The sequence below is a fragment of the Mycetocola sp. JXN-3 genome (genome assembly GCF_014522285.1).
Lineage (GTDB): Bacteria > Actinomycetota > Actinomycetes > Actinomycetales > Microbacteriaceae > Mycetocola > Mycetocola saprophilus.
Window position 1 is genome coordinate 642238 of sequence record NZ_CP041635.1, and the last position, 21271, is coordinate 663508.

Sequence of the window (21271 nt, forward strand, 5' to 3'; positions counted from 1 at the left end):
AAGGGGAGGAACTAGCCGCGTCGGGTGCGCCGGGCTACCAGCTTTCCCAGCGCGGCCGGTGGGCGCATCCGGCTGCCCGCCACCACCAGGACGGCGAGGGTCACCAGGTACGGGGCCGCGCTGGAGAGTTCGGTGGGGAGAGGCACCAGGACGAATACGATCAACAGGATCACGCCGAGGATCAGCGAGGGAAGACCGGCGCGCACGCGGCGAGCATCGCCCACCCGGGTGAGCCTGCGCACCCCGAGCAGCGTGAAGACGATGGCCAGGAGGAAGACCAGCGCGCGCAGGGTTTCCGGGCGGCCGAGGCCCACGGCATCACTGAAACCAAACAGCGCCGAGCCGTAGAACACCCCCGAGGGCATCCAGTTACCAAAGATCAGGGTGGCCAGGCCGATAAAACCGGTTCCCGCCGTCTGATTCTCGATATAGCCCTGGGAGATGAGGGTGAGGTAGCCACCCGCAAAACCCGCCAGCGCGCTCCCGGCTAGGACACTCGCCCAGCGGGTGCCATGGACGCTACCGCCCAGGGCCTGCAGGGCCAGCGGTTCCTCGCCGGCCGAACGCCAGCGCAGACCAAACGGGGTCTTCCAGAGAATCCATGCGGTGATGGGGATCAGCGCCAGCCCGATCAGCGCGGCAACGGATACGTCACGGGTGAGACCACCCAGCACGCCGCCGATCTGCGACAGAACGGGAACGCCGCTGGACTCCATCGACTGCGCGAGGTCGGGGGTACCCAGACCTCCCGACAGGAACGGGACGGATACGTGGGGGACGTCGGCACCGATGCGTGGGGAACGCGCGACGCTCCCACCGTCCATCTGGGTGAACACGATATCGCTGGCGAAGCGGGCAACCGCGGCCGCGATCACATTAATCGAGATACCCACGATGAGCTGGTTGATTCCCATCTCGATACACAGCACCGCCATCAGCACCCCGAAGATGAGTCCGCCGATTATGCCGCCGAGCAGTGCGGCCCAGGGGCCGGCCAGGGCACCGAAGAGCCCGGCCATCCAGGTGCCGCCGATCATCATGCCTTCAAGACCCACGTTGATCACGCCCGAGCGTTCGGAGAACAGCCCGCCCATGGCCACCACGGCGATGGGGACGGTCAGACGAAGCGCCGACCCCCAGGTTGAGGAGGCGGTGATGCCCGGGGCATCCGCCAGGTAGCGCGCCAGGATGAGTAGTCCCAGGCCAAACAGTACCCAGCTGAGCACCTGGCGCACGCGGTGCGTGGAGAGTCGCGTCCGCGCCGAGGGGGCAATGGCCAGGTTCGGGGAGTCGACCCGTTCGATGTCGATACTCATCGTGAAACTCCTTCGCGTGCCGCGGTCGGGATTCTGCGCTTCACTGCCTGCCACAGCGCGATGCGCTGGTCGGCCCGCTCGGTCAGCCAGTAGCCAACGGCCGAGCTCAGCAGGACCACGGCCAGGAACACCTGGCCCACCTCGGTGGGCAGCTGGACGAGTCCCAGCACCTGGGCGCTGCGCTCAACAAACGCGAGCACGAAGGCACCGAGCGCCATCCCGATCGGGTGCTGACGGCCCAGCAGCGTGGCGGCGAGCCCGGTGAACATGAGGTCCCCGGGAAGGGTGCCGTCAAAGCGGCCGGCAACGGAGAGGATATGGGGGAGCCCCACCAGCCCGGCGATCGCGCCGCTGATCAGCATCGCCTGGACGATCTTGCGATTGACGCTGATCCCCGCGGATTCGGCGGCCTCGGGGGACTGTGCCGCGACCCGCAGCGAGTAGCCAAACACGCTGCGATCGATGACGAGGTAGTACAGGATGCCCACGATCAGGGCCACGATCACAAACGCGGAAATCGAGGTTTGGTTTCCCAGTCCCAGGTCGACCAGGTCGGGCATCAGGCCGCCCTGGTCGATGATCCGGGTGCCGGTGTTCTGCCCTCCGCCGGAGCGGAACACGTGGCTGAGGAGGACGGCGATGATCGTGGTGGCGATGGCGTTGAGCAGGATCGAGGTGATCACCTCGTTCACGCCCCGGTAGATCTTCAACAGTGCGGGGATCAGTGCCCAGATCGCACCAATCACGCAGGAAATGAGCAGGGTGAGGGGAAGCCGTATCGCCAGCGGAAAGGGCAGCGAGGCGGCGGCGACGGCACCGGCCAGGGCGGCCATCCGATACTGACCGTCGACACCGATATTGAAGAGTCCCATGCGCACGGCAAAGGCGCCGGCTACGGCAGCGAGGTAGAGGGGCACGGCGTTGTTCAGGCTCGAGACGAGGGACGCCGGCTCAATACCGTAGTTCCACATCACCTCGAAGGCCGAGGAAGCGCTGTAGCCGCCGGCCGTCAGGAAGAGGGCGGTGACACCGAGTGCAAGCAGGATCGAGACGATCGGCCCCGCCGCGGTGACAAGGATCCTACGCATCATCGGCCGTGTGTTCCCGTCATGTGTTCTCCGATTTGTGTGGCGGTGACGTGTCGTGGATCAAGCTCGGCGACCACGCGTCCGCCGTACATCACCAGCAGGCGGTCACTCAGCGCGAGCAGCTCATCGAGATCGGCCGAGACCAGGAGGGTTCCCAGCCCGGCATCACGCGCGGCCACCAGCTCGGCCCAGACGGCGCTCTGCGCGCCAATATCCACACCGCGGGTGGGGTGGGCGGCCACCAGCACCGTGGGGTGGGATCCGAGCTCGCGCCCGATAATGAACTTTTGCTGGTTACCCCCGGAGAGGGATGCGGCGGTTGCGGATGGGCCGCCGCCGCGCACATCGAACCGGGTAATGATGTCCCGGGCCACCCGGGTCGCCGATGCCCGGCTAAACCACCAGCCGCGCCGCAGAGGTGCCCGCTGCTGGTAGCCGAGCGCGGCGTTCTCGGCGAGTGAAAAGTCGAGCACGAGACCGTCACGATGACGATCCTCGGGGATGTATCCCATCCCCAGATCGCGACGATCCTTGGTTCCCAGATCGTCGATGGTACGCCCACCAACCACCACGCTGCCCGCGTAGTCGACCCGGCCCAGCAGGGCGGCGAGCAGCTCGGACTGACCGTTGCCCTCCACTCCGGCGATACCCACAATCTCGCCCGAGTGCACCCGCAGGGAGACCTCGTCAAGCAGCGGGCGTTCGCCGGCCGTGCCCACGGTGAGGCCGCGGGTTTCGAGGACCACGTCATCCCCCACGGGAATGTCGCGTGGGGCCACGATGGGCATATCCACCTCGACCATCAGCGCGGCAAGCTGCCGCGGTGACGTTTCGGCGGGGGTCGTGTATCCGACCACTCGACCGCCGCGGATCACGGTAATTTCATCGGCAAAGGCAAGGACCTCATCGAGCTTATGGGAGATGAAGATGACGGCCGCACCCCGTGCCGTGAGCGCCCGAATCGAGCGAAAGAGCGCCGCCGCCTCGCTGGGCACCAGCACCGCTGTGGGCTCGTCGAGGATGATCACGCGCGCCTCGCGGTAGAGCACCTTGAGGATTTCGACGCGCTGCCGATCGCCCACACCCAGATCGTGCAGGGGAGCGTCGATATCGATCTGGAAGTTGTTGTCCTCGGCCAGGCGTGCCACACGCTGCCGGGCGGTTGCCGAGTCGAGGTGCCAGGGCGTACCGGGCTCATCGGCCAGGACAACGTTCTCCCAGACGCGGAGCGCGTCGGCGAGCAGGAAGTGCTGGTGCACGATACCGATGCCCACACGCTGAGCATCCCGAGGGGAACGGAAGTTTTGTGGCTGCCCGTCCACCTCGATGGTTCCCTCATCGGCGCGGACGTCGCCGGCGAGAACCTTCATCAGCGTGGATTTGCCCGCGCCGTTTTCGCCCACGATCGCGTGGACGGTACCGGCACGGACGGCCACGTCAATCTGGTCGTTCGCGGTGAATGTTCCATACCGCTTGACAATGCCGGTCAGCCTGACCAGCGCTTCCCGCTCGCTCACGACTACTTCAGTGCGGTCGGAACGGTGATCACACCGTCGACGATCTGCTTCTTTGCGGCCTCCATCTGCGTGGAGATGGCATCCAGGTTGCCTCCGCTGGTCGAGTAGCCGACTCCGCCAGACTTCACGTCATAGCGCTTCTGGCCGGGCTTGAGGTCGCCCTTTTCGAAATCCTTGATGACGTCCGCCACCGCGACGTCCACGTTCTTGGTGGCCGAGGTCAGGATGTAGGGTTTAATGTCCTTGTCTACCTGCTGGTACACATCACCGTCCACGCCAATCGCCCAGACCTTCTTGTCGGGGGTGCTGGAGGACTTGGCCTGCTCGTACACGCCCTGGCCGGAGCCGCCGGCGGCCGCGTAGATCACATCGGCACCGCCGGAGTACATCGAGGCCGCGGCCTCCTTGCCCTTGGTGGGGTTGGAGAAACCGGTGAAGTCGCCGAGGGGGGAGAGGTAGGTAGAGTCCACCTGGATCGACTTATCCACCGACTTTGCACCGGCCTCAAATCCCACAAAGAAGTCCTGAATCGAGGGCTGGTCAACGCCACCCACAAAACCGATGTGCTTCGACTTCGAGGTCAGCGCGGCCGCGACACCAACCAGGTAGGACGACTCGTTGGCGGCGAAGGAGACGGCGGTGCCATCGGTGATGGTGGTGTCCTTATCCGTGTCGATGTCCACAAACTTGGTGTGGCCGCGCTTGGCGGTTGAGGTCATCGGCTGGGCGAACTGGAAGCCGATGCCGATCGCCAGATCGGCGTTCTGCGAGATGGCCAGGTTGATCCGGTCCTGATAGTCGTCGGTGTTGGGGCTCGCGAGCTTGAGTTCCTTGAACCCGAGTTCCTTTTGGGCCTTGGTGTAGCCGTTGAAGGCACCATCCATGATCGAGAAGTCACCGGTGGTGCCGTACATCAGGGCGATGGTGGGGGCGTCACTCTTGGCGGTGGTTCCCGCCGAGGCGGTTTTTCCCGAGCAACCGGCGAGGAGGACGGTTGCCGAGAGGGCAACACCACCGATGAGAAGGAGGCGACGGAGCGAGGGTCGAGGCACGGGTATCTCCATGATTTACTTATTCGCCCAAAACAATCGATATCGGGCAGGGTGGGGGAAGGCAGCGCGAGTGCGACAGTGTGCTCAGCAAACCACCCGATTGTTTCGGCCGTGTTACCGTTTTCCGCCTCAAAAATTACCGCTCTGATCACGGGCACAATCGGGAACGTCCCTCGCTCGGGGGACAGCGATTGTGGCTGGGTTTTCGTCGCGTCGACCCGTCCCAGGGAATGGCGAGAGCGATGTACGATCCATAAATATGGATGCATATCTTTCTCCCTGGACTGACGTGGCCGCGGCCTTCGCCCGCTCGCATGGCCTGGCGATCCTCCCGTTTGGTGCGTGTGAACAGCACGGGCCGCACCTGCCGCTCGGAACCGATACGATCACCGCGCAGGCGGTGGCCGCCGCGCTTGCCGACCGGCTGGACGCGACCCTGCTGCCGCCGATCAACTATGGGGACACCTGGAATAACGCCGGGTATCCGGGAACCCTCTCGCTCTCCTCGGCCACGGTGACCGCCATTGCCGTGGATCTCGGAGAGGCCCTGGCGGCTTCCGGGGCCGGCGGGCTCGTCATCGTAAACGGCGACTGGGGAAACCGAAACCCGCTGTATACGGCGACCCGCTCGCTCATCGCCTCGGGCTTCCCGACGATCACCCTGGACTATCCGGGCATGGATGCGGCGATCGCCGAGGTTCGTACGAGCCGCGCCGCCGCCCCCGGCCTGGCGCATGCCGAGGAGGTGGAAACCTCCCTGATGCTGGAACTGGCACCCGATGCGGTTCTGATGGAGCGGGCGGTCTCCTGCTATCCGGAGTTTCCCTCGGACTTTGGCACGGCCCCGATGCAGCTGCACCGGTTCTCGCCGTCGGGCGTGTTTGGCGACCCCGCTGACGCGACCGCCGGGAAGGGACGCGCGATTCTTGAGGCCACGGTGACGGCATCCCTCGCGGTGCTGGAGGACTTCATCGGAGGGATCCTGCGTGAGCGTAACGGTGCCCCACACCGGCCCCATGAGTCCGAGAATGCGGGCTAGTTAACGCAGAAATCCGCCATAATCGGCGGGGATGATGGTGGGCCCGGAGGGGCTCGAACCCTCGACCCGCGGATTAAAAGTCCGATGCTCTGCCAACTGAGCTACAGGCCCAACCCCGCACAGAATCCACGAGTGTGATGCGGTGCGAGGGGAGAACGCTCGAAGAATCCAACGAGCGAACATCATCAGTCTATCGGATCAAACCGGGTGTTCGCCGCCACCACCCGCCGGGATCGCGGAGTACGCTGGAGACCGACTTTATGCGTCCACTCCCGGTGAAAGGATCCAGCCGTCAACGAGTTCCGCAAACCCACCCTGTTCCCCGGCCACCTGTTCAGCACGTTCGTCGGGGGAAGCGATCCGGCCGAAACCAGCCGGATCTCCCACGAGACCGCTCACGCGCTGCTTTCGCGTGTGCGCGCGAATCCCGACGCCGACATTCTCGACCGCCTGGTCGCCTACACCGACAACCACGGGATCGAAACCCTCGCCGAGCTGTGGGCCACCGCGCCCGCGCGCAGTCTTCCCGGTGCGCTCTGGCGCATCTACCTGCTGCGCGCGCTGATCCGTCAGGATCCGCACACCTCGAGCCTCATCTTCCGCCGTGGGTCCGAGGTCATCCCCACGATCGATCCGGTGATCGCCGGTGCCGCCGTACCCACCAACGTGGAGGAGATCACGACCCTGGCCGATGAGATTCTGCGCGGGGTTTTTGACGGAGACTTTGCCATCGCGCTGGATCGGGCGGCGGCGTACTGCCGGATCAACGCCGCCGGGTGTGTCTCGCTGGCCAACGATGCCGATCCGATCCATCCCGAACGCGCCGAGGGGCTGACTCGGCGGGCGCTGCGCTACAGCACGCTGGGTGATGAGTTGGCCGCGTGTTCCAAACTGTGGCGGAGCGAGTCGCTGGACTAGCCCTCGGATGCGGTTGCGGGCGAAGCGAGCCCGGCACCGCCTCGCGCAAAACCCCGCTGGCTTCTGCCGCCCGGAGGCGGCCTCGATCCGCGTTTGTGCCTGTTCGCGCAGCGCGAAGACACGCCACAACTCGCCGATTTCGAGGCAAAATCCTCCCCCGAGCGGGGCACGGTCCCGCGGACTTTGGTACACTTGCATAGCCGGGCCGCAAAACCCCGGGCTCCAATTTTTGCCGCCGCGAGCGGCCTTCCGCCGAGAGGCGTTTCTGCGGCCCGGCACCTACTTTTAACGCGACCAGCTGACGGATAGACGGCACCGCGGACAAACAGCACCGCCCCCGAATCGGATTCGGGGGCGGTGCTGTTTTACTGGTGGAGACTAGAGGGCGTCTGCCGAGGAACGACGGCGCTGCAGTCCGAGCAGGCCAACGCCGGCGGCGAGGACCAGGATGGCGATACCGGGCACCACCGAGGACAGGTCCGAACCGGTCTCGGCCAGCCCGCCGGCCGGGTCCAGCTTGACCGTCAGGGTCTGGGCAGGGGAGAGTACCCAGTCCTCTGAGTGGCTCTGCGAGGTGGCGTTGATCGAGATATTCACAACACCGCGGGCAACGTCGGCTTTGGTGACCACGTAGCTGCCGGTGAGGGTCTCAGTGGCTTGCGGAAGGATGCCACGTTCGACGTCGGGGTTGAAGTTTCGGAAACCGGTGCCTGCGGTTGTCTGTGCGGGCGAGGCAAGAACCGGAGTCGCCAAGGTGGTGTTCCCGGCGTTCTTCGCTGATACTGAGTAGGTGATGACGTCGCCCACGCGCTTGGGAGTTGCCTTCGAGGTGACCACGGCGTTCGTGGCCAGTGACGGGGCAAGTTCGGGCACCGGGAACCGGTGCGTCTCGGCTGCGCTGAGGACCCCCTTGTTGTTCGCGCTGATCCCGCGCACAATCCAGGTCTCGATGATGTTGTTGAACGATTCGCCCGAGTGACCGCTGTAATCGAAGTAGTACTGGCTGAGTACATCGGTTCGAGTAATCTCGACGGTTTCACCGGCGGCCACGCTGGGGCCGGGGGTGTCCCACGGGTAGCTGGGGTGCACCGGGTTGAGGGTGAGGTTGGTCAGATCCAGGTCGGTGATGTTGGTGACCTGGAACGTGACGCCGTAGGTCTCACCCACATCCAGCAGACCGTTACCGTTGGTGTCGTTGAAGAACCAGTTCGGGACGACTGTCAGGCCGTAGTCGCCCCAGGGTCCCTCCTCATACTCGTGCTGCGGCTCGGTGCCCTCTTCCTCGCCCTCGTCTTCGGCGACGGCCTCGTCCTCGGTGGGAACCGCGACGTTGCTGGGCTGGGCGGGCTCTTCGGGGGCCGCGGGAGTGGTGGGTGTGGTGGAAACCTCGGGGCTCGGCGTGGAGGTGCCGGTTTCCGTCTCGGAGCCCTCGCTGGGCTGAGTCTGATCGGTGGGCGTGATGCTCGGATCCACCGTGGGTGTGGTGGTCTCATCCTCTGCCGTGGCACTCACCGACGGCACCGGAATCGGTGCGGCGGAGGCCGGAAGGGTGGTGGCCACACCGAGCAGTGCGCCGATAGACAGGACGGAGGCCGCGGTAGCCCAGCGACCCGAGATTTTTGCCATTATTCCCCCATGGAATAGAAGTGATTGATTGATTTCAAAGATACGTGCAGCCTGGGGCACTTCAGGACGAAAACTACGGATTTTTCATAACGTTTGAGCCACGAATGCTCGTTATGTTCCCACAGCCGAATACACGGTCCGAAATCCCAGATAATGAGTGCTTTTATGACCCCCGGAGAGGGGGCGATGAGACGACAAAATGCGCCGATCTCCCCGAGGGAAATCGGCGCATTCCGTAATGGCCATATGGTGGTGCGTGGTTATCCGAAGCGACCCGAAACGTAGTCCTCGGTGGCCTGGACGTTGGGCTGGGTGAAGATCGTGTTGGTGTCGTCGTACTCGATCAGCTTTCCGGGCTGGCCGGTGCCGGCGATGTTGAAGAACGCGGTCTTGTCCGAGACGCGGGAGGCCTGCTGCATGTTGTGGGTCACGATCACGATCGTGTACTCCTTCTTCAGCTCCTCCATCAGGTCCTCGATCGCCAGGGTCGAGATCGGGTCCAGCGCGGAACACGGCTCATCCATCAGCAGGATGTCCGGGGAGACCGCGATCGCGCGGGCAATGCACAGACGCTGCTGCTGTCCACCGGACAGGCCCGAGCCGGGACGGTCGAGACGGTCCTTGACCTCGTTCCAGAGGTTGGCGCCGCGCAGCGACTTCTCCACCAGGTCGTCGGCGTCGGACTTGGAGATGCGGCGGTTGTTGAGCTTCACACCGGCGAGCACGTTCTCCTTGATCGACATGGTCGGGAACGGGTTCGGACGCTGGAACACCATACCCACCTGACGGCGCACGAGCACCGGGTCGACGCCGGGGCCGTAGAGGTCGTCACCGTCGATCAGCACCTCGCCCTCGACGCGGGCGCCGGGGATGACCTCGTGCATGCGGTTCAGCGTGCGCAGGAAGGTGGACTTGCCACAACCGGACGGACCGATGAACGCGGTGATGCTGCGCGGTTCAATGGTCAGGGAGACACCCTCCACGGCACGGAACTTGGAGTAGTAGACGTTGAGGTCGCGGACCTCGATGCGCTTAGACACGGACTATTCCTTCGGGTTTCTATCGGGAGAGCTTCGGGGAGAAGATGCGGGCGATCAGGCGACCGAGGAGGTTCAGGGCCATCACGATCAGGATCAGGGTGAGCGCGCCGGTCCAGGCACGGTCGAGGAACTGCTGCGGGTCGGCACCCTGCTGCGAGTACGAGGAGTACACAAACAGCGGGAGGGACATCATCCGGTCGCTGAAGAGGTTGTAGTTCATCGACTGGGTGAAGCCGGCCACGATCAGCAGCGGGGCGGTCTCACCGATCACGCGGGCGACCGCGAGCAGCGAACCGGTCACGATACCGGCGAGCGAGGTGGGCAGGACCACCTTGATGATCGTCAGGTACTTGGGAACACCCAGGGCGAGGGAGGCCTCACGCAGCTCGTTGGGAACCAGCTTGAGCATTTCCTCGGTCGAGCGCACCACCACGGGGATCATCAGCAGCGAGAGCGCGATGGATCCGGCGATACCCAGGCGGATACCGGGACCGAAGATCAGTGCGAACAGGGCGTAGGCGAACAGACCGGCCACGATCGAGGGGATACCGATCATGATGTCGACCATGAAGGTGATCCACTTGGCCAGCTTGCCGCGGCCGTACTCGACCAGGTAGATGGCGGTGAGGATACCGATCGGGATCGAGATGATCGCGGTGGCCAGGGTGATCAGCAGGGTTCCCACGATCGCGTGCAGCGCTCCACCGCCGGCGTCGGTGACATTCCGCATCGAGGTGGTGAAGAACTCCAGGTCGAACCGAGCGAGGCCCAGGCCGATCGTGGTGGCGGCCACCGAGATCAGCGGCACCAGCGCGAGCAGGAAGGCCAGGGTGACCAGCGAGGTCATCAGGCGGTCCTTGGCCTTCCGCGAGCCTTCGACAACCAGCGAGAGGAGGTACACCAGGACCACAAACAGGACCGCGGTGACCACCACGATGCCGGGGATCGAGGGGTTGCCCATCAGCAGGGCAATGCCGGTGATGATGATCGCGGATCCCAGCAGGACCCAGGCCGGCGTGTAGCGCGGGAGCTTGCCCGCGGTGAGGGCGTTAGCAATCGGGGCGACGGTGGACATTAGTTGGCTCCCGAGAATTCTTTACGACGCGCGACGATGGCTCGAGCAATGAAGTTCACCGCGAAGGTGATCACGAACAGGATCAGGCCGGTTGCGATCAGGACGTTGACGCCGGTGCCGTGGGCCTCGGGGAAGTTCAGCGCGATGTTCGAGGCGATCGTGTTGGGGTTCTCGGACTGCAGCAGCACAAACGAGATCACGGTGCTGGGCGAGAGGACCATGGCGACGGCCATGGTTTCACCCAGCGCGCGGCCGAGGCCGAGGATCGAGGCGGAGACGAGGCCCGAGCGGCCGAAGGGCAGCACGGCCATTTTGACCATTTCCCAGCGGGTGGCACCGAGGGCCAGGGCGGCCTCCTCGTGCAGCTTCGGAGTCTGGAGGAACACCTCGCGGGCCATCGCGGTGATGATCGGCAGGATCATCACGGCGAGCACAATCGCGACGGTGAGGATGGTGCGTCCGGTACCCGAAACCGGGCCGGAGAAGATCGGGATCCAACCGAGGTTGTCGGTCAGCCAGGCGTAGACCGGCTGCACGGCCGGGGCCAGAACCTTGATGCCCCAGAGACCAAAGACCACCGAGGGAACGGCGGCCAGCAGGTCGATCACGTAGGCGAGGCCCTGAGCCAGGCGGCGCGGTGCGTAGTGGGAGATGAACAGTGCGATTCCCACGGCCAGCGGCACGGCGATCAACAGGGCGAGGAACGCGGCCCAGACCGTACCGAAGGCGAGCGGACCAACGTAGGTCCAGAAGTTTGAGGGGGAGCCCTTGAGCTCGGTGGTGTCGGCGCCGAGGGCGGGGATTGCTTCAACGATCAGGAAGATGGCCACCGCGGCCAGGGCCACGAGGATGAGGCTTCCAGCGATCAGGGTACTCCGGGCGAAAACGCGGTCACCCAGACGGATGACGGGTTTAGGCCGTTCGGTTTGAGTGGTCATAGTCGACGGTGCCCTCGGCTCCTTGTCTCGCCGTCGTGGCCCGGCCAAAAGGCCGGGCCACGACGAGTGTGATGTGGGGTGTTACTTGATGCTTCCGACGGCGGTAGCAACCTTCTTGGAGAGGTCGGCCGACAGCGGCGCGTTTCCGGCCTTCTCGGCGGCGGCCTTCTGGCCGGCCTCGGAGGTGATGTACTCGAGGTAGGCCTTGGTCAGGGTGCCCTGAGCCGGGTCCTTGTAGGTCTCGCAGGCGATGGCGTAGGAGACCAGGACGATCGGGTAGTGGCTTGCATCGGTGGTCTTGCGGTCCAGCTTGATGGCCAGGTCGTTGGCTCCACGGCCCTCAACCAGCGGCGACTCGGCAACCACGGCGGCGGCGGCATCGGCCGAGTAACCGACGAACTTGTCGCCAACCTTGACCTTGACAACGCCCAGCTTGCCGGCGCGCGAGGCGTCGGCGTAACCGATCATGTTGGTGCCGTTGGTGACGGCGTCAACCACGCCCGAGGTACCCTGTGCACCCTCGCCACCGGTGTACGGGAAGTCGTCGGCCGGCTTCTCGGTCCACACGTCGGGGGCGTTCTGGTTCAGGTAGTCGGCGAAGTTCTTGGTGGTACCCGAAGCGTCCGAGCGGTGCACGGCGTTGATCTTGGCGTCGGGGAGCTTGGCGTCCTTGTTCAGGGCGACGATCTCGGGAGCGTTCCACTGGGTGATCTTGCCCGAGAAGATGCCGGCCAGGGTGGCGGCGTCCAAGTTCAGGTCCTTGACTCCGTCAACGTTGAAGATCACGGCGATCGGGGAGATGTACACGGGGATGTCGATGGCCTTGGTATCTGCCTTGCAGGTACCGAAGGAACCGGCGAGCTCCTCATCCGAGAGGGCCGAGTCGCTACCGGCGAATGCGGCGCCACCGGCGATGAAGGACTTACGACCAGCACCCGAACCGGACGGGTCGTAGTTCACGGTGACCTTCTCGTTGGCGGTCTGGAAACCGGCACCCCAGGTGGTCTGTGCGGTGCCCTGGCTCGATGCGCCAACGCCGACGAGCTCACCGGAGAGGTTGCTGGCCGCGGGGGAGTCGGAGGCCGACCCGGATGCCGAGGGCGAGCCCTCGTTCGCTGCACACGAGGTGAGGGCGAGGGCGGTGATCGCGGCGACAACCGAGACGCGCGCTACCGAAGAAAACTTCACGGGTACTTCCATTCATAGTGGATTCGGGGCGAGCCTGCTGTCGGCTCACCGCCGAGGCTATGCCGCGATAGTGACAAGCATGCCGCGCGTTGGTGAACGGGAGGTTAACTCGGGTGAACGGTTGGTGCCGCACCCCGTGATTGCGCGGCGGCCAATTTCCCGATCTTGCCGAGCGTTTACCCAACGGTAGGAATCCGGCCGTTGCCGGTACATCCTGGACGCACGACATAGCCCGCGTCATTGAGATGACGCGGGCTATGAGCTTGGTGAAGATTAGACCGGATTGGGGTGGGTCTCGATTGAGATGATGCCCGAACTCGGGTTGGTGGCCGAGAGATGGACCACCGAGAAGTCGCCCGGGGCGAGGTCCGCGGCCGAGCGAATATAGCTGCCGGTCACGCTGCCGGTGGCCAACGCGATCTCCCGCAGCAGTTCGGGAACCAGGGGCAGGTGTGAACAGATCACAGCGTTCTTGCCGGCGCTGACCCGCTTGCCGATGATGGCGCGCGGGTCCGCGCGGTCCTCCTCGAACGCATCCTGGCTGATCTTGGCGCTGCGCTTCGGGGTGATCCCGGTGGAGGCGGCCAGCGGGGCAACCGTGGTGACACAGCGGACGGCATCGCTGGTGACGATCTTTCGCGGTCCAAACGCGGCGATCATCGGAACCACCGCCTGGGCCTGGTCGAGCCCGCGCGGGGTCAGCGGACGCCCGGCATCGGTGCCGTCCCCGGCCGAAGCCGAGGCCGCCTTGGCATGGCGCAGCACCGTAATCGAGAAGGTGTGGGTCACACCCTCGGCCACGAGCTTCTCAAACACGTCCACGATCTCGACGTCGTGTCCGTAGGTGAGATAGGTGCGCGCCTTTTTCAGGGTGACCCATTCGATCGCCGCCACCTCGCGGTTCGGACGGAACTGCGAGGTGCGGATCGCCTCATCGCTGACAAACGCCGCCCAGTAGTGCACCACCTTGGTTTTGCCCGAGGGCAGCAGGTAACGGCTCATCCCGAGCGGCACTCCGAGGTTAACCGACAGGCCGGTTTCCTCGCCGATCTCACGAACGGCCGTCTGTGGAAGGGTTTCGCCGGGATCTACCTTGCCCTTGGGGATGGTGACATCCCCATAGGCGGTGCGGTGGATGACGAGGACATGGACCTTGCCCTCGATCAGGCGCCAGCACAGGGCTCCGGCGGCATATACGGCTTTGTTCACCTACGGTTCCTCGGACGTCGACGATGGGTAATCTGCTGCAACAGCTTATCCTGCAGATCATCCAGCGGCGCACCCGTGTCGTCGAACGCATGACGGATCCACTCTCCGTCGGCCTGAAGATCCCAGGCCCCGGTCTGGTCGTCCATGGCCAGGTCAAACAGCTCGGTGATCTCGGCGATGTGACCGGGATCCACCAGGCGCACCAGGGCCTCGACTCGGCGATCCAGGTTGCGGTGCATCATGTCGGCACTGCCGATGAAGAGGTGCTGATCGCCGTCGTTCACAAACGAGAAGATCCGCGAGTGCTCCAGATAGCGGCCGAGGATCGAGCGTACCCGGATGTTCTCGCTGAGTCCGGGAACCCCGGGCATCAGCCCGCAGATGCCGCGCACCCAGACCTCGACCGGAACGCCGGCCTGGCTCGCCCGATACAGCGCATCGATGATGGCCTCATCCACGATCGAGTTGACCTTGATCCGGATGCCGCTGGGCTTGCCCTCAAGCGCGTTGCGACGCTCGGTGTCGATGTGCTTCAGCAGCCCCTTACGCAGGTGCAGCGGTGCCACCAGCAGGCGCTTGAACTTCTTCTCGATCGCGTAGCCGGAGAGCTCGTTGAACAGACGGGTGAGGTCGCGCCCGACCTGCGGGTCGGCTGTCAGCAGCCCGAAGTCCTCGTAGATGCGCGAGGTCTTGGGGTTGTAGTTTCCGGTACCGATGTGGCTGTAGGACACCAGCGAACCGTTTTCCTCACGGATCACGTGGGCAAGCTTGCAGTGGGTTTTCAGCCCCACCAGGCCGTAGACCACGTGCACGCCGGCCTTTTCCAGCTTGCGTGCCCAGGTGATGTTGGCCTGCTCGTCAAAGCGCGCCTTAACCTCGACCAGCGCGAGCACCTGCTTGCCGGCCTCGGCCGCGCGAATCAGGGCCTCCACGATGGGGGAGTCGCCCGAGGTGCGATACAGGGTCTGCTTGATGGCCAGTACGTGTGGGTCCGAGGCCGCCTGCTCCAGGAAGGCCTGGACGCTGGTCGCGAAGGACTCATAGGGGTGGTGCAGCAGCACGTCGCCGCGGGCGATGACCTCGAAGAAGTCGACCTTGCTGTTGGAATCCGAGGGTGCCAGGGCGGCGGCCGTGGTGGGCAGGCGCTTGGGGTAGTGCAGGTCCGGACGGTCGGCCCCGGCCAGGCTAAACAGTCCGCCGAGGTCCAGCGGCGCCGGCAGGCGGTAGATCTCCTGATCGGTGATATCCAGCTCGCGCACCAGCAGACCCAGGGTGACCTGGTCCATGTCGGCGCTGACCTCGAGCCGGATCGGCGGACCAAAGCGGCGACGCAGCAGCTCGCGTTCGAGGGCCTGGATGAGGTTTTCGGACTCGTCCTCCTCGATCACCACGTCCTCGTTACGGGTGACCCGGAACACGTGGTGTTCGAGGATCTCCATGCCTGGGAAGAGGTCGCCGAGGTGGCTGGCGATCACGTCTTCCAGCGAGATGAATCGTGCCGAACGCAGCGTCTCGGTGGGGTCCACCCGGATGAAGCGCGGCAGCATCTGCGGCACCTTGAGCCGGGCGAATTCCTGGCGACCGGTCTTGGTGTTGCGGATGCGCACGGCCAGGTTGATCGAGAGCCCCGAAATATAGGGGAAGGGGTGGGCGGGGTCCACCGCGAGCGGCATCAGGATCGGGAACAGCTGATCGGCAAAGTAGTTGTCGATTCGGCCGTGATCGGCCTCGTCCAGATCCTCCCAGGTGACCACGCTGATGCCCGCCCGGGCAAGATCCGGGGACACCAGGTCGCGCCAGGCTCGGGCGTGACGCTCCTGCAGCTCATGGGCGGCGACGGAGATATCGTTCAGCACGTCCGCCGGGGAGCGACCCACGTTGGTCGGCACGGCCAGGCCGGTCAGGATGCGTCGCTTGAGACCGGCGACGCGCACCATGAAGAACTCGTCCAGGTTGGATGCAAAAATAGCCAGGAAGTTCGCTCGCTCCAGCACCGGAAGCGAGGCGTCCTCGGCCAGCTCCAGGACACGCTGGTTGAACGCGAGCCAGCTCAGCTCGCGGTCAAGATAGCGCTCCTCGGGGAGCGAGGGGTCGGATTCGTCCAGTACCGCGTCGAAGTCATCATCGTCGCCGCCGAGTCCGCTATAGAGAGCCACGTTTTCTTCAGCCATTTCCCCATCTTGGCAGGTTATTTAGCGCGCCGCGCGGGAAATCTGTGAACGTTGTGAAAACTTCGAGACGAAACTAAACCCGTGGACGGTGGTACTGCACGTCGATCGTGTCGGTCCGATAACCCAGCGAGCGATAGAGGCCCAGCGCACCCGGGTTCGAGTCGTCCACATACAGGCTGGTGGTGGTCAGACCCAGCTCGGCAAAACGCGCCAGCCCGGCATTCATCAGGCGCCTGCCGAGGCCCTGGCCGGCGGTTTCCGGAGCCACTCCGAGGACGTAGATTTCCCCGTCGGTGTCGCCGGGGAGCACCTTCAGCCAGTTATAGCCGATCAGATGACCGGCATCGTCGCGCACCAGCAGGAAGTTTTCGGGGTCGAACCAGTCCTCCCCGGTGCGGGCGTCGAGGTCCGCTCGCAGCAGCGCACCCTGCTCGGGATGGTCGCGGAAAACCCGGGCATTCAGGGACACCCAGTCATCGGCATCGCGTTCGGCGAGGAACGTGGAGATCAGCGGATCGACCGTCACCGGGCCGGGTGCCTCGGGCTCCAGCTCGCGCTCCAACCGGTACAGCACGCGTGCGCGCTCAAACTCGTGGACGCGGGCCAGGGCGGCGGCGGCAGGGTGATCCCCGTGAGCCCAGGCCGACAGCACCCCGGCACCGGCGGTTCCCGCCAGCACCTCGCCGATCAGGGCGGTGCCGTGGCCGTGGCCACGGTGGGCCGGATCGATCACGGCCTCGAACCCCACACCGTCGATGATTGCGGCACCCAGCAGGGCATCCTGGTTGTCCTCGAGGGTAACCAGTCGGGCATTCCCGGCGGCCAGCGCGAGGCGGGACTGATCGTTGAACGGCGGCTGCCGGTCGGCCTCCTGCGCGCGGCGGATCAGCGCGTCAAGCGCATCGGCAATGTCTCCCGCGTTGCGGTCGGTGCGGATCTGGCGGCTCACGCGTGTTCTCCCACGTCTCGATTGGTGCGGAACCGGCGATTCACGCGTGGTTCCCCGTGTTGTGGTCGGTGAAGAGCTGGCGGCTCACGCGTCCTCCCCGGCACCCTCTTCGGCGAGGTTGAAGCGGTAACCGACGTTGCGGATGGTCACGATCAGCTGCTCCATGTCGCCCAGCTTGGCGCGCAGGCGTCGGATGTGCACGTCGACGGTGCGGGTGCCGCCGAAGTAGTCGTAGCCCCACACTTCACTCAGGAGCTGTTCGCGGGTGAACACGCGGCCCGGGTTTCCAACAAAAAACCGCAGGAGCTCAAATTCTTTATAAGTGAGATCCAGCGGTCTTCCCTGAACGCGGGCGGAGTACGACGATTCGTCGATGGTCACGCCGGAGGTTTGCAGCGGCGAGGCCACGGCAGGCGCGGGCGTGCGTCCGATACACAGTCGAAGTCGGGCGTCCAACTCGGCCGGACCCACCCCGTCCAGCAGCAGGTCGTCCACACCCCAGTCGGAGGTGACCACCGACAGGCCGCCCTCGGTGAGGACCAGCAGCAGCGGAATCTCGGCGAAGCCGGAGTGCAGGATCTTGCACAGCGCGCGGGCGGAGGCCAGGTCACGCCGGCCGTCTACCACCAGGACGTCGGCCTCGACGCCGGCCATCACCTGGTCGGCGCGGGCGGGTACCTGACGCACCCGGTGCTGCAGTAGCCCGAGCGCAGGCAACACCTCGGTGTCGGTCTGACTGGTCAGAATCAAGAGTCGTGCCACGGGTTCCTCCGCCAAAGATGTAGGGCTATCCTACTGTTTCTTCTGTCGAACTCGGGACCACCCTGGTCTGGGGCGTGGCTGTGAAGCTGAGGATCGGGCGTTTGGAATGGTGCCCGGGCGGGTGATCGGGCACAATGGCAGAATGAGCCAATTTGATCAGGTTGCCCTGCCGCGCCGCCGTGACATCGTTGCGGTGTGGGTGGTTGCACTGGTCGGGGCGATCCTGATTTGGATCTTCGCTCCCGGCGTGACCGCGTTCTCCTGGCTGGCCGTGACGCTCGCCGTGGTCACCATGCTGACCTTTGTGATTCAGCTGCGCGGCGGTCGGAAGACCGGCTTTATCGACCGGGTGGCGATTAGCATCGCCGGTTCCGTGGTGATCCTCGGCGTGATGAGCGCGCTGATGGGCATCGGCAAGCTGCTGCCCGCCGCCTAGCGAGTTTTTTGGTGGGTGGTTCCCTGCGCTCGCGGTGACGAGCGGGGAATCGGGGGTATGTCTGGTGTGCGCGAATGCCGCAAACCGATCGGCTCGGAAGGTTGATCCCCGCGGGCTGCGGGATAGACTGGAGCCATGCTCGCACTTGAACTGTTTTTCATCGGTCTGCTCTGCCTGGCATCGCTGGCGATTGTCTACACGGCAGGCGTCGTGGTTTATAACCTGTACCGCGGTCAGCGCTAGGTTTTCGAATGATTGAAATTCCGACCGGTCTGCCGGCCGAGATCGTTCCGCTGTCCTGGCTTCTCGGCGTGTGGGAGGGCACCGGCGTGCTGTCCTACCCCGTGGGAGATGAGCGGGTGGAGCGTGAGTTCCGGCAGCGGGTGAGTTTCAGCCACGACGGACAGTCCTATCTGAACTACAGCTCGCAGGCCTGGATTCTCGGTGGCGAGCCCGCGGCCCCCGGTATCGTCGGCTTTACCGATTCGGCGGCGGCTTCGGATGCTGAGTCCGTGGACGTCGATTCCGTGGACGTTGATTCCGTGGACCCGGATGCCGCCGATCCTGCGGAGACCGTGGCCGAGATTCTGCCGCTCGCGGCGGAGACCGGTTACTGGCGTCTGCACCGTCCCCTGACTCCCGGTGATGCCGGCCCGGCAATGCTGCCCGCCCGCGCCGACGCCCCCTATACCGATGCCGAGAGCGTCGAGACCCTGCGTAACGACGCCGGTGGTTTCGATATTCAGGCCTCGATCATCCACCCGGATGGTGTGAGCGAGCTCTACCTGGGCCAGATTCTCGGCCCGCGGATCGATCTGGCAACCGATGCCGTGCTGCGTGCGGCCGGAAGCAAGGACTACACCGCGGCGACGCGGATGTACGGGCTGGTGGACAACCACCTGCTCTGGGCGTGGGACATTGCCGCGCTGGGTCAGGAACTGACCTCGCACGCGTCTGCACGTCTCGCGAAGGTTGACTAGGTGACCTCGCTCCCGCGGACCCCGTTTGCCTCGCTGCCCGGCGCGATTGTGCCCGCGGCCGCGGTGCCGTCGGATGCGGATGTCGCGGATTCCACGCAGCTGGGCGATCCGGGCGTGCCCGCGCACTACGGCAATCCGCTGCGTGAGCAGCGCGCTCTCGACGCGGGAAAGGCGCTGGTGGACCTGTCCACCCGCACCGTTCTCGAGCTGCGTGGCGAGGACCGGCTGACCTGGCTGAACTCGATCACCTCGGGTTTGGTGACCGCCCTGGCGGTGGGAGATTCGGGGGAGACCCTGGTGCTCAGCCCCCAGGGCCGGATAGAGCATGCGGCAGGCCTGATCGATGATGGGGTGTCGCTGTGGCTGCTGCCGGAGTCTTCCTCGGCCGAGGTCCTGGTTTCCTGGCTGCTTAAGATGCGTTTCCGCGCCCGGGTGGAAATCCTGGACCGCACAGAAGACCTCGCGGTGATTGGCCTGCTGGAGCGGGACGGGGGCATCGCCCTCCAAGCGCTGCCCGCCGCCGCACCGAACGGTGTGCCGCTGATCTGGCGCGACCCGTGGACCCATGTGGTGGACGGGGGCTGGCAGTACTCGCGCCCGGAAACCCACCCCGGAGTGGACTTCACCTGGCGTGAGGTACTCGTGCCGCGCTCGGCCCTGGCCGAGGTTGCCGCCGCACACCCGGCCGCCGGTTCTCTCGCGGCCGAGGCACTGCGGGTTGCCGCCTGGCGTCCGCGTGAGCTGAGCGAGGTCGACGATCACGCGATCCCGCATGAGACCGACTGGCTGCGCTCCGCCGTGCACCTCAACAAGGGGTGCTACCGCGGTCAGGAAACCATCGCCAAGGTGCACAACCTCGGCCACCCGCCGCGCCGATTTGTCCAGCTGCACCTGGACGGTTCGGAGGGCTTCCTGCCTGAACCCGGTGCCGAGATCCGCGCCTTCCGCGACGGTGAACCGCGCATCGTGGGCAAGGTCACCTCGGTGGCCAACCACTACGAGTTTGGTCCGATCGCTCTCGGCCTGATTCGCCGTGCCGTGGATCCCTCCATCGACCTTGAGGTTGCCCGTCCCGTCGGCGAGAACGAGGAACCCGGGTGGCTGGCCGCCGCCCAGGAAATCATCGTCCCAAGCGACGCCGGTTCGGTCGCCGACATCCCTCGCCTGCCACGCATCGGCGGTCGCCGGGCGTAGTGCGCCGATTACTCCTCGTACTGTTCGACGGTAATAAATTTCGCGAGGTCGGTTGCGTTGCGATGGCGATCGTATTCGATGAGTAACTCGATATAGCGGGCTCGATTGACATTCCATTCATAGCGCTCGACAAAGCGTCCACTCTGGGTCGCGCCAAAGACGATATCTGCGAGTACTCTCGTGGACCGTCCGTTACCGTCGGGAAATGGGTGTATTCGAGCGACTTCGGCGTGCACGGCAACCCCCAGTTGAGCGGCCGTCCAGTCGTTTGTGTGTGTCCATCGATAAATGATCGTATCGAGCGACTGTCGGAGCTCGGTCTGAATATAGGCGGGGTCCACACCAATGTTGGTGATGCGGCGGCGGTAGGTCCCCGCCCATTTCCAGACCTGCTCGTACATGTCGCGATGAAGTGCGCATACGAAGTTGTTCGTGAGGATGGTCGACAGCTTTAGATTTCCGGTGATTGCGAGATCGGTGAGGTTTTCTCCGGCTCGTTCTTCAACCGACTGCTCAATGTCATGCACGGAGACCTTCGTCAGCAAAAAACCCGGGGCAAACCGGATTGCCGGTTGCAACGCCTCCAATTCATCAAAGTCAAGAATCGTTGCTCCGTAGTTTGAGGTAATCATTGCTCATCGAGATAGTTCCGGTCAGCCAGGAACTTGGTCACCCACTCGGGCCGCACATATGAGTCCGGAATCTGATGGCCTTCGAGCGCTGCGGACGCAATAGTTGATTTGTGTACCGCACGACGCAGGGTTTCTCGGCTT

Annotated in this window: 19 protein-coding genes and 1 tRNA gene; 5 read left to right on the forward strand and 15 right to left on the reverse strand. The window is 64.8% G+C overall.

The window, feature by feature from the left end:
* Positions 1-11: 11 nt before the first annotated feature.
* Genes C7C57_RS02965 through C7C57_RS02980 form a run of 4 tightly spaced genes read right to left on the reverse strand, consistent with a single transcriptional unit; the run spans position 12 to position 4973 of the window.
* Positions 12-1316: an ABC transporter permease gene (locus tag C7C57_RS02965; protein ID WP_187977526.1), complete on the reverse strand. Its 1305-nt coding sequence runs from the start codon at positions 1314-1316 to the stop codon at positions 12-14.
* Complete coding sequence (locus tag C7C57_RS02970; RefSeq protein WP_187977527.1) at positions 1313-2407, reverse strand: ABC transporter permease; 1095 nt, start codon at positions 2405-2407, stop codon at positions 1313-1315. The genes C7C57_RS02965 and C7C57_RS02970 overlap by 4 nt, the downstream gene beginning before the upstream one ends.
* Positions 2404-3921 (reverse strand): ABC transporter ATP-binding protein, encoded by a 1518-nt coding sequence (locus C7C57_RS02975; RefSeq protein WP_187977528.1) that lies wholly within the window; start codon positions 3919-3921, stop codon positions 2404-2406. Before C7C57_RS02975 ends, C7C57_RS02970 begins: the two co-directional genes overlap by 4 nt.
* A gap of 2 nt (positions 3922-3923) precedes the next feature.
* Positions 3924-4973: a BMP family protein gene (locus C7C57_RS02980; protein ID WP_187977529.1), complete on the reverse strand. Its 1050-nt coding sequence runs from the start codon at positions 4971-4973 to the stop codon at positions 3924-3926.
* 259 nt (positions 4974-5232) lie between these two features.
* Between C7C57_RS02980 and C7C57_RS02985 the strand changes: the two genes are divergently transcribed.
* The gene (locus C7C57_RS02985) at positions 5233-6012 is read left to right on the forward strand and encodes a creatininase family protein (protein WP_187977530.1); all 780 of its coding nucleotides are present in this window, start codon (positions 5233-5235) and stop codon (positions 6010-6012) included.
* Between the two features lie 35 nt (positions 6013-6047).
* Here C7C57_RS02985 and C7C57_RS02990 read toward each other — a convergent pair.
* Positions 6048-6123 (reverse strand) — tRNA-Lys (locus C7C57_RS02990).
* A 303-nt stretch (positions 6124-6426) separates the two neighbouring features.
* On the opposite strand from C7C57_RS02990, the gene C7C57_RS02995 reads away from it, so the two are divergent.
* A complete protein-coding gene (locus C7C57_RS02995; RefSeq protein WP_245601250.1) occupies positions 6427-6930 on the forward strand; it encodes a DNA-directed RNA polymerase subunit beta in 504 nt (167 codons plus the stop codon).
* A 378-nt stretch (positions 6931-7308) separates the two neighbouring features.
* On the opposite strand, the gene C7C57_RS03000 is transcribed toward C7C57_RS02995, so the two are convergent.
* From C7C57_RS03000 to C7C57_RS03040, 9 genes are all read right to left on the reverse strand, one after another.
* Entirely contained in the window at positions 7309-8556 is a 1248-nt protein-coding gene (locus C7C57_RS03000; protein ID WP_187977531.1) for a hypothetical protein, read from the reverse strand.
* Between the two features lie 260 nt (positions 8557-8816).
* Complete coding sequence (pstB, locus tag C7C57_RS03005; RefSeq protein WP_030148172.1) at positions 8817-9596, reverse strand: phosphate ABC transporter ATP-binding protein PstB; 780 nt, start codon at positions 9594-9596, stop codon at positions 8817-8819.
* Positions 9597-9615: 19 nt separating this feature from the next.
* On the reverse strand, positions 9616-10671 hold the full coding sequence (gene pstA / locus C7C57_RS03010; RefSeq protein WP_030148173.1) for a phosphate ABC transporter permease PstA: 1056 nt from the start codon (positions 10669-10671) through the stop codon (positions 9616-9618).
* Positions 10671-11609 carry a phosphate ABC transporter permease subunit PstC gene (gene pstC, locus C7C57_RS03015; protein WP_030148174.1) on the reverse strand — a complete coding sequence of 313 codons (939 nt, stop codon included), beginning with the start codon at positions 11607-11609 and terminating at the stop codon, positions 10671-10673. The genes pstA and pstC overlap by 1 nt, the downstream gene beginning before the upstream one ends.
* Positions 11610-11690: 81 nt before the next feature.
* Positions 11691-12797 carry a phosphate ABC transporter substrate-binding protein PstS gene (locus C7C57_RS03020; RefSeq protein ID WP_030148175.1) on the reverse strand — a complete coding sequence of 369 codons (1107 nt, stop codon included), beginning with the start codon at positions 12795-12797 and terminating at the stop codon, positions 11691-11693.
* Positions 12798-13070: 273 nt separating this feature from the next.
* Positions 13071-14006, reverse strand: a complete 936-nt coding sequence (locus C7C57_RS03025) for an NUDIX domain-containing protein (protein ID WP_187977532.1) — start codon at positions 14004-14006, stop codon at positions 13071-13073.
* Positions 14003-16177, reverse strand: a complete 2175-nt coding sequence (locus C7C57_RS03030; RefSeq protein WP_187977533.1) for an RNA degradosome polyphosphate kinase — start codon at positions 16175-16177, stop codon at positions 14003-14005. The genes C7C57_RS03025 and C7C57_RS03030 overlap by 4 nt, the downstream gene beginning before the upstream one ends.
* Before the next feature lie 73 nt (positions 16178-16250).
* Positions 16251-17126 (reverse strand): mycothiol synthase, encoded by an 876-nt coding sequence (gene mshD, locus C7C57_RS03035; protein WP_187977534.1) that lies wholly within the window; start codon positions 17124-17126, stop codon positions 16251-16253.
* A gap of 84 nt (positions 17127-17210) precedes the next feature.
* On the reverse strand, positions 17211-17888 hold the full coding sequence (locus C7C57_RS03040) for a response regulator transcription factor (protein ID WP_187977535.1): 678 nt from the start codon (positions 17886-17888) through the stop codon (positions 17211-17213).
* Between the two features lie 142 nt (positions 17889-18030).
* Between C7C57_RS03040 and C7C57_RS03045 the strand changes: the two genes are divergently transcribed.
* From C7C57_RS03045 to C7C57_RS03055, 3 genes are all read left to right on the forward strand, one after another.
* Positions 18031-18324 (forward strand): hypothetical protein, encoded by a 294-nt coding sequence (locus C7C57_RS03045; RefSeq protein ID WP_030148180.1) that lies wholly within the window; start codon positions 18031-18033, stop codon positions 18322-18324.
* Between the two features lie 251 nt (positions 18325-18575).
* Positions 18576-19304, forward strand: a complete 729-nt coding sequence (locus C7C57_RS03050) for an FABP family protein (RefSeq protein ID WP_187977536.1) — start codon at positions 18576-18578, stop codon at positions 19302-19304.
* Positions 19305-20498, forward strand: coding sequence for a folate-binding protein YgfZ (locus C7C57_RS03055; protein ID WP_187977537.1), 1194 nt, complete (start codon positions 19305-19307; stop codon positions 20496-20498).
* 8 nt (positions 20499-20506) lie between these two features.
* Here C7C57_RS03055 and C7C57_RS03060 read toward each other — a convergent pair whose 3' ends face one another.
* Positions 20507-21130 (reverse strand): Fic family protein, encoded by a 624-nt coding sequence (locus tag C7C57_RS03060; RefSeq protein WP_187977538.1) that lies wholly within the window; start codon positions 21128-21130, stop codon positions 20507-20509.
* Between the last annotated feature and the right edge of the window lie 141 nt (positions 21131-21271).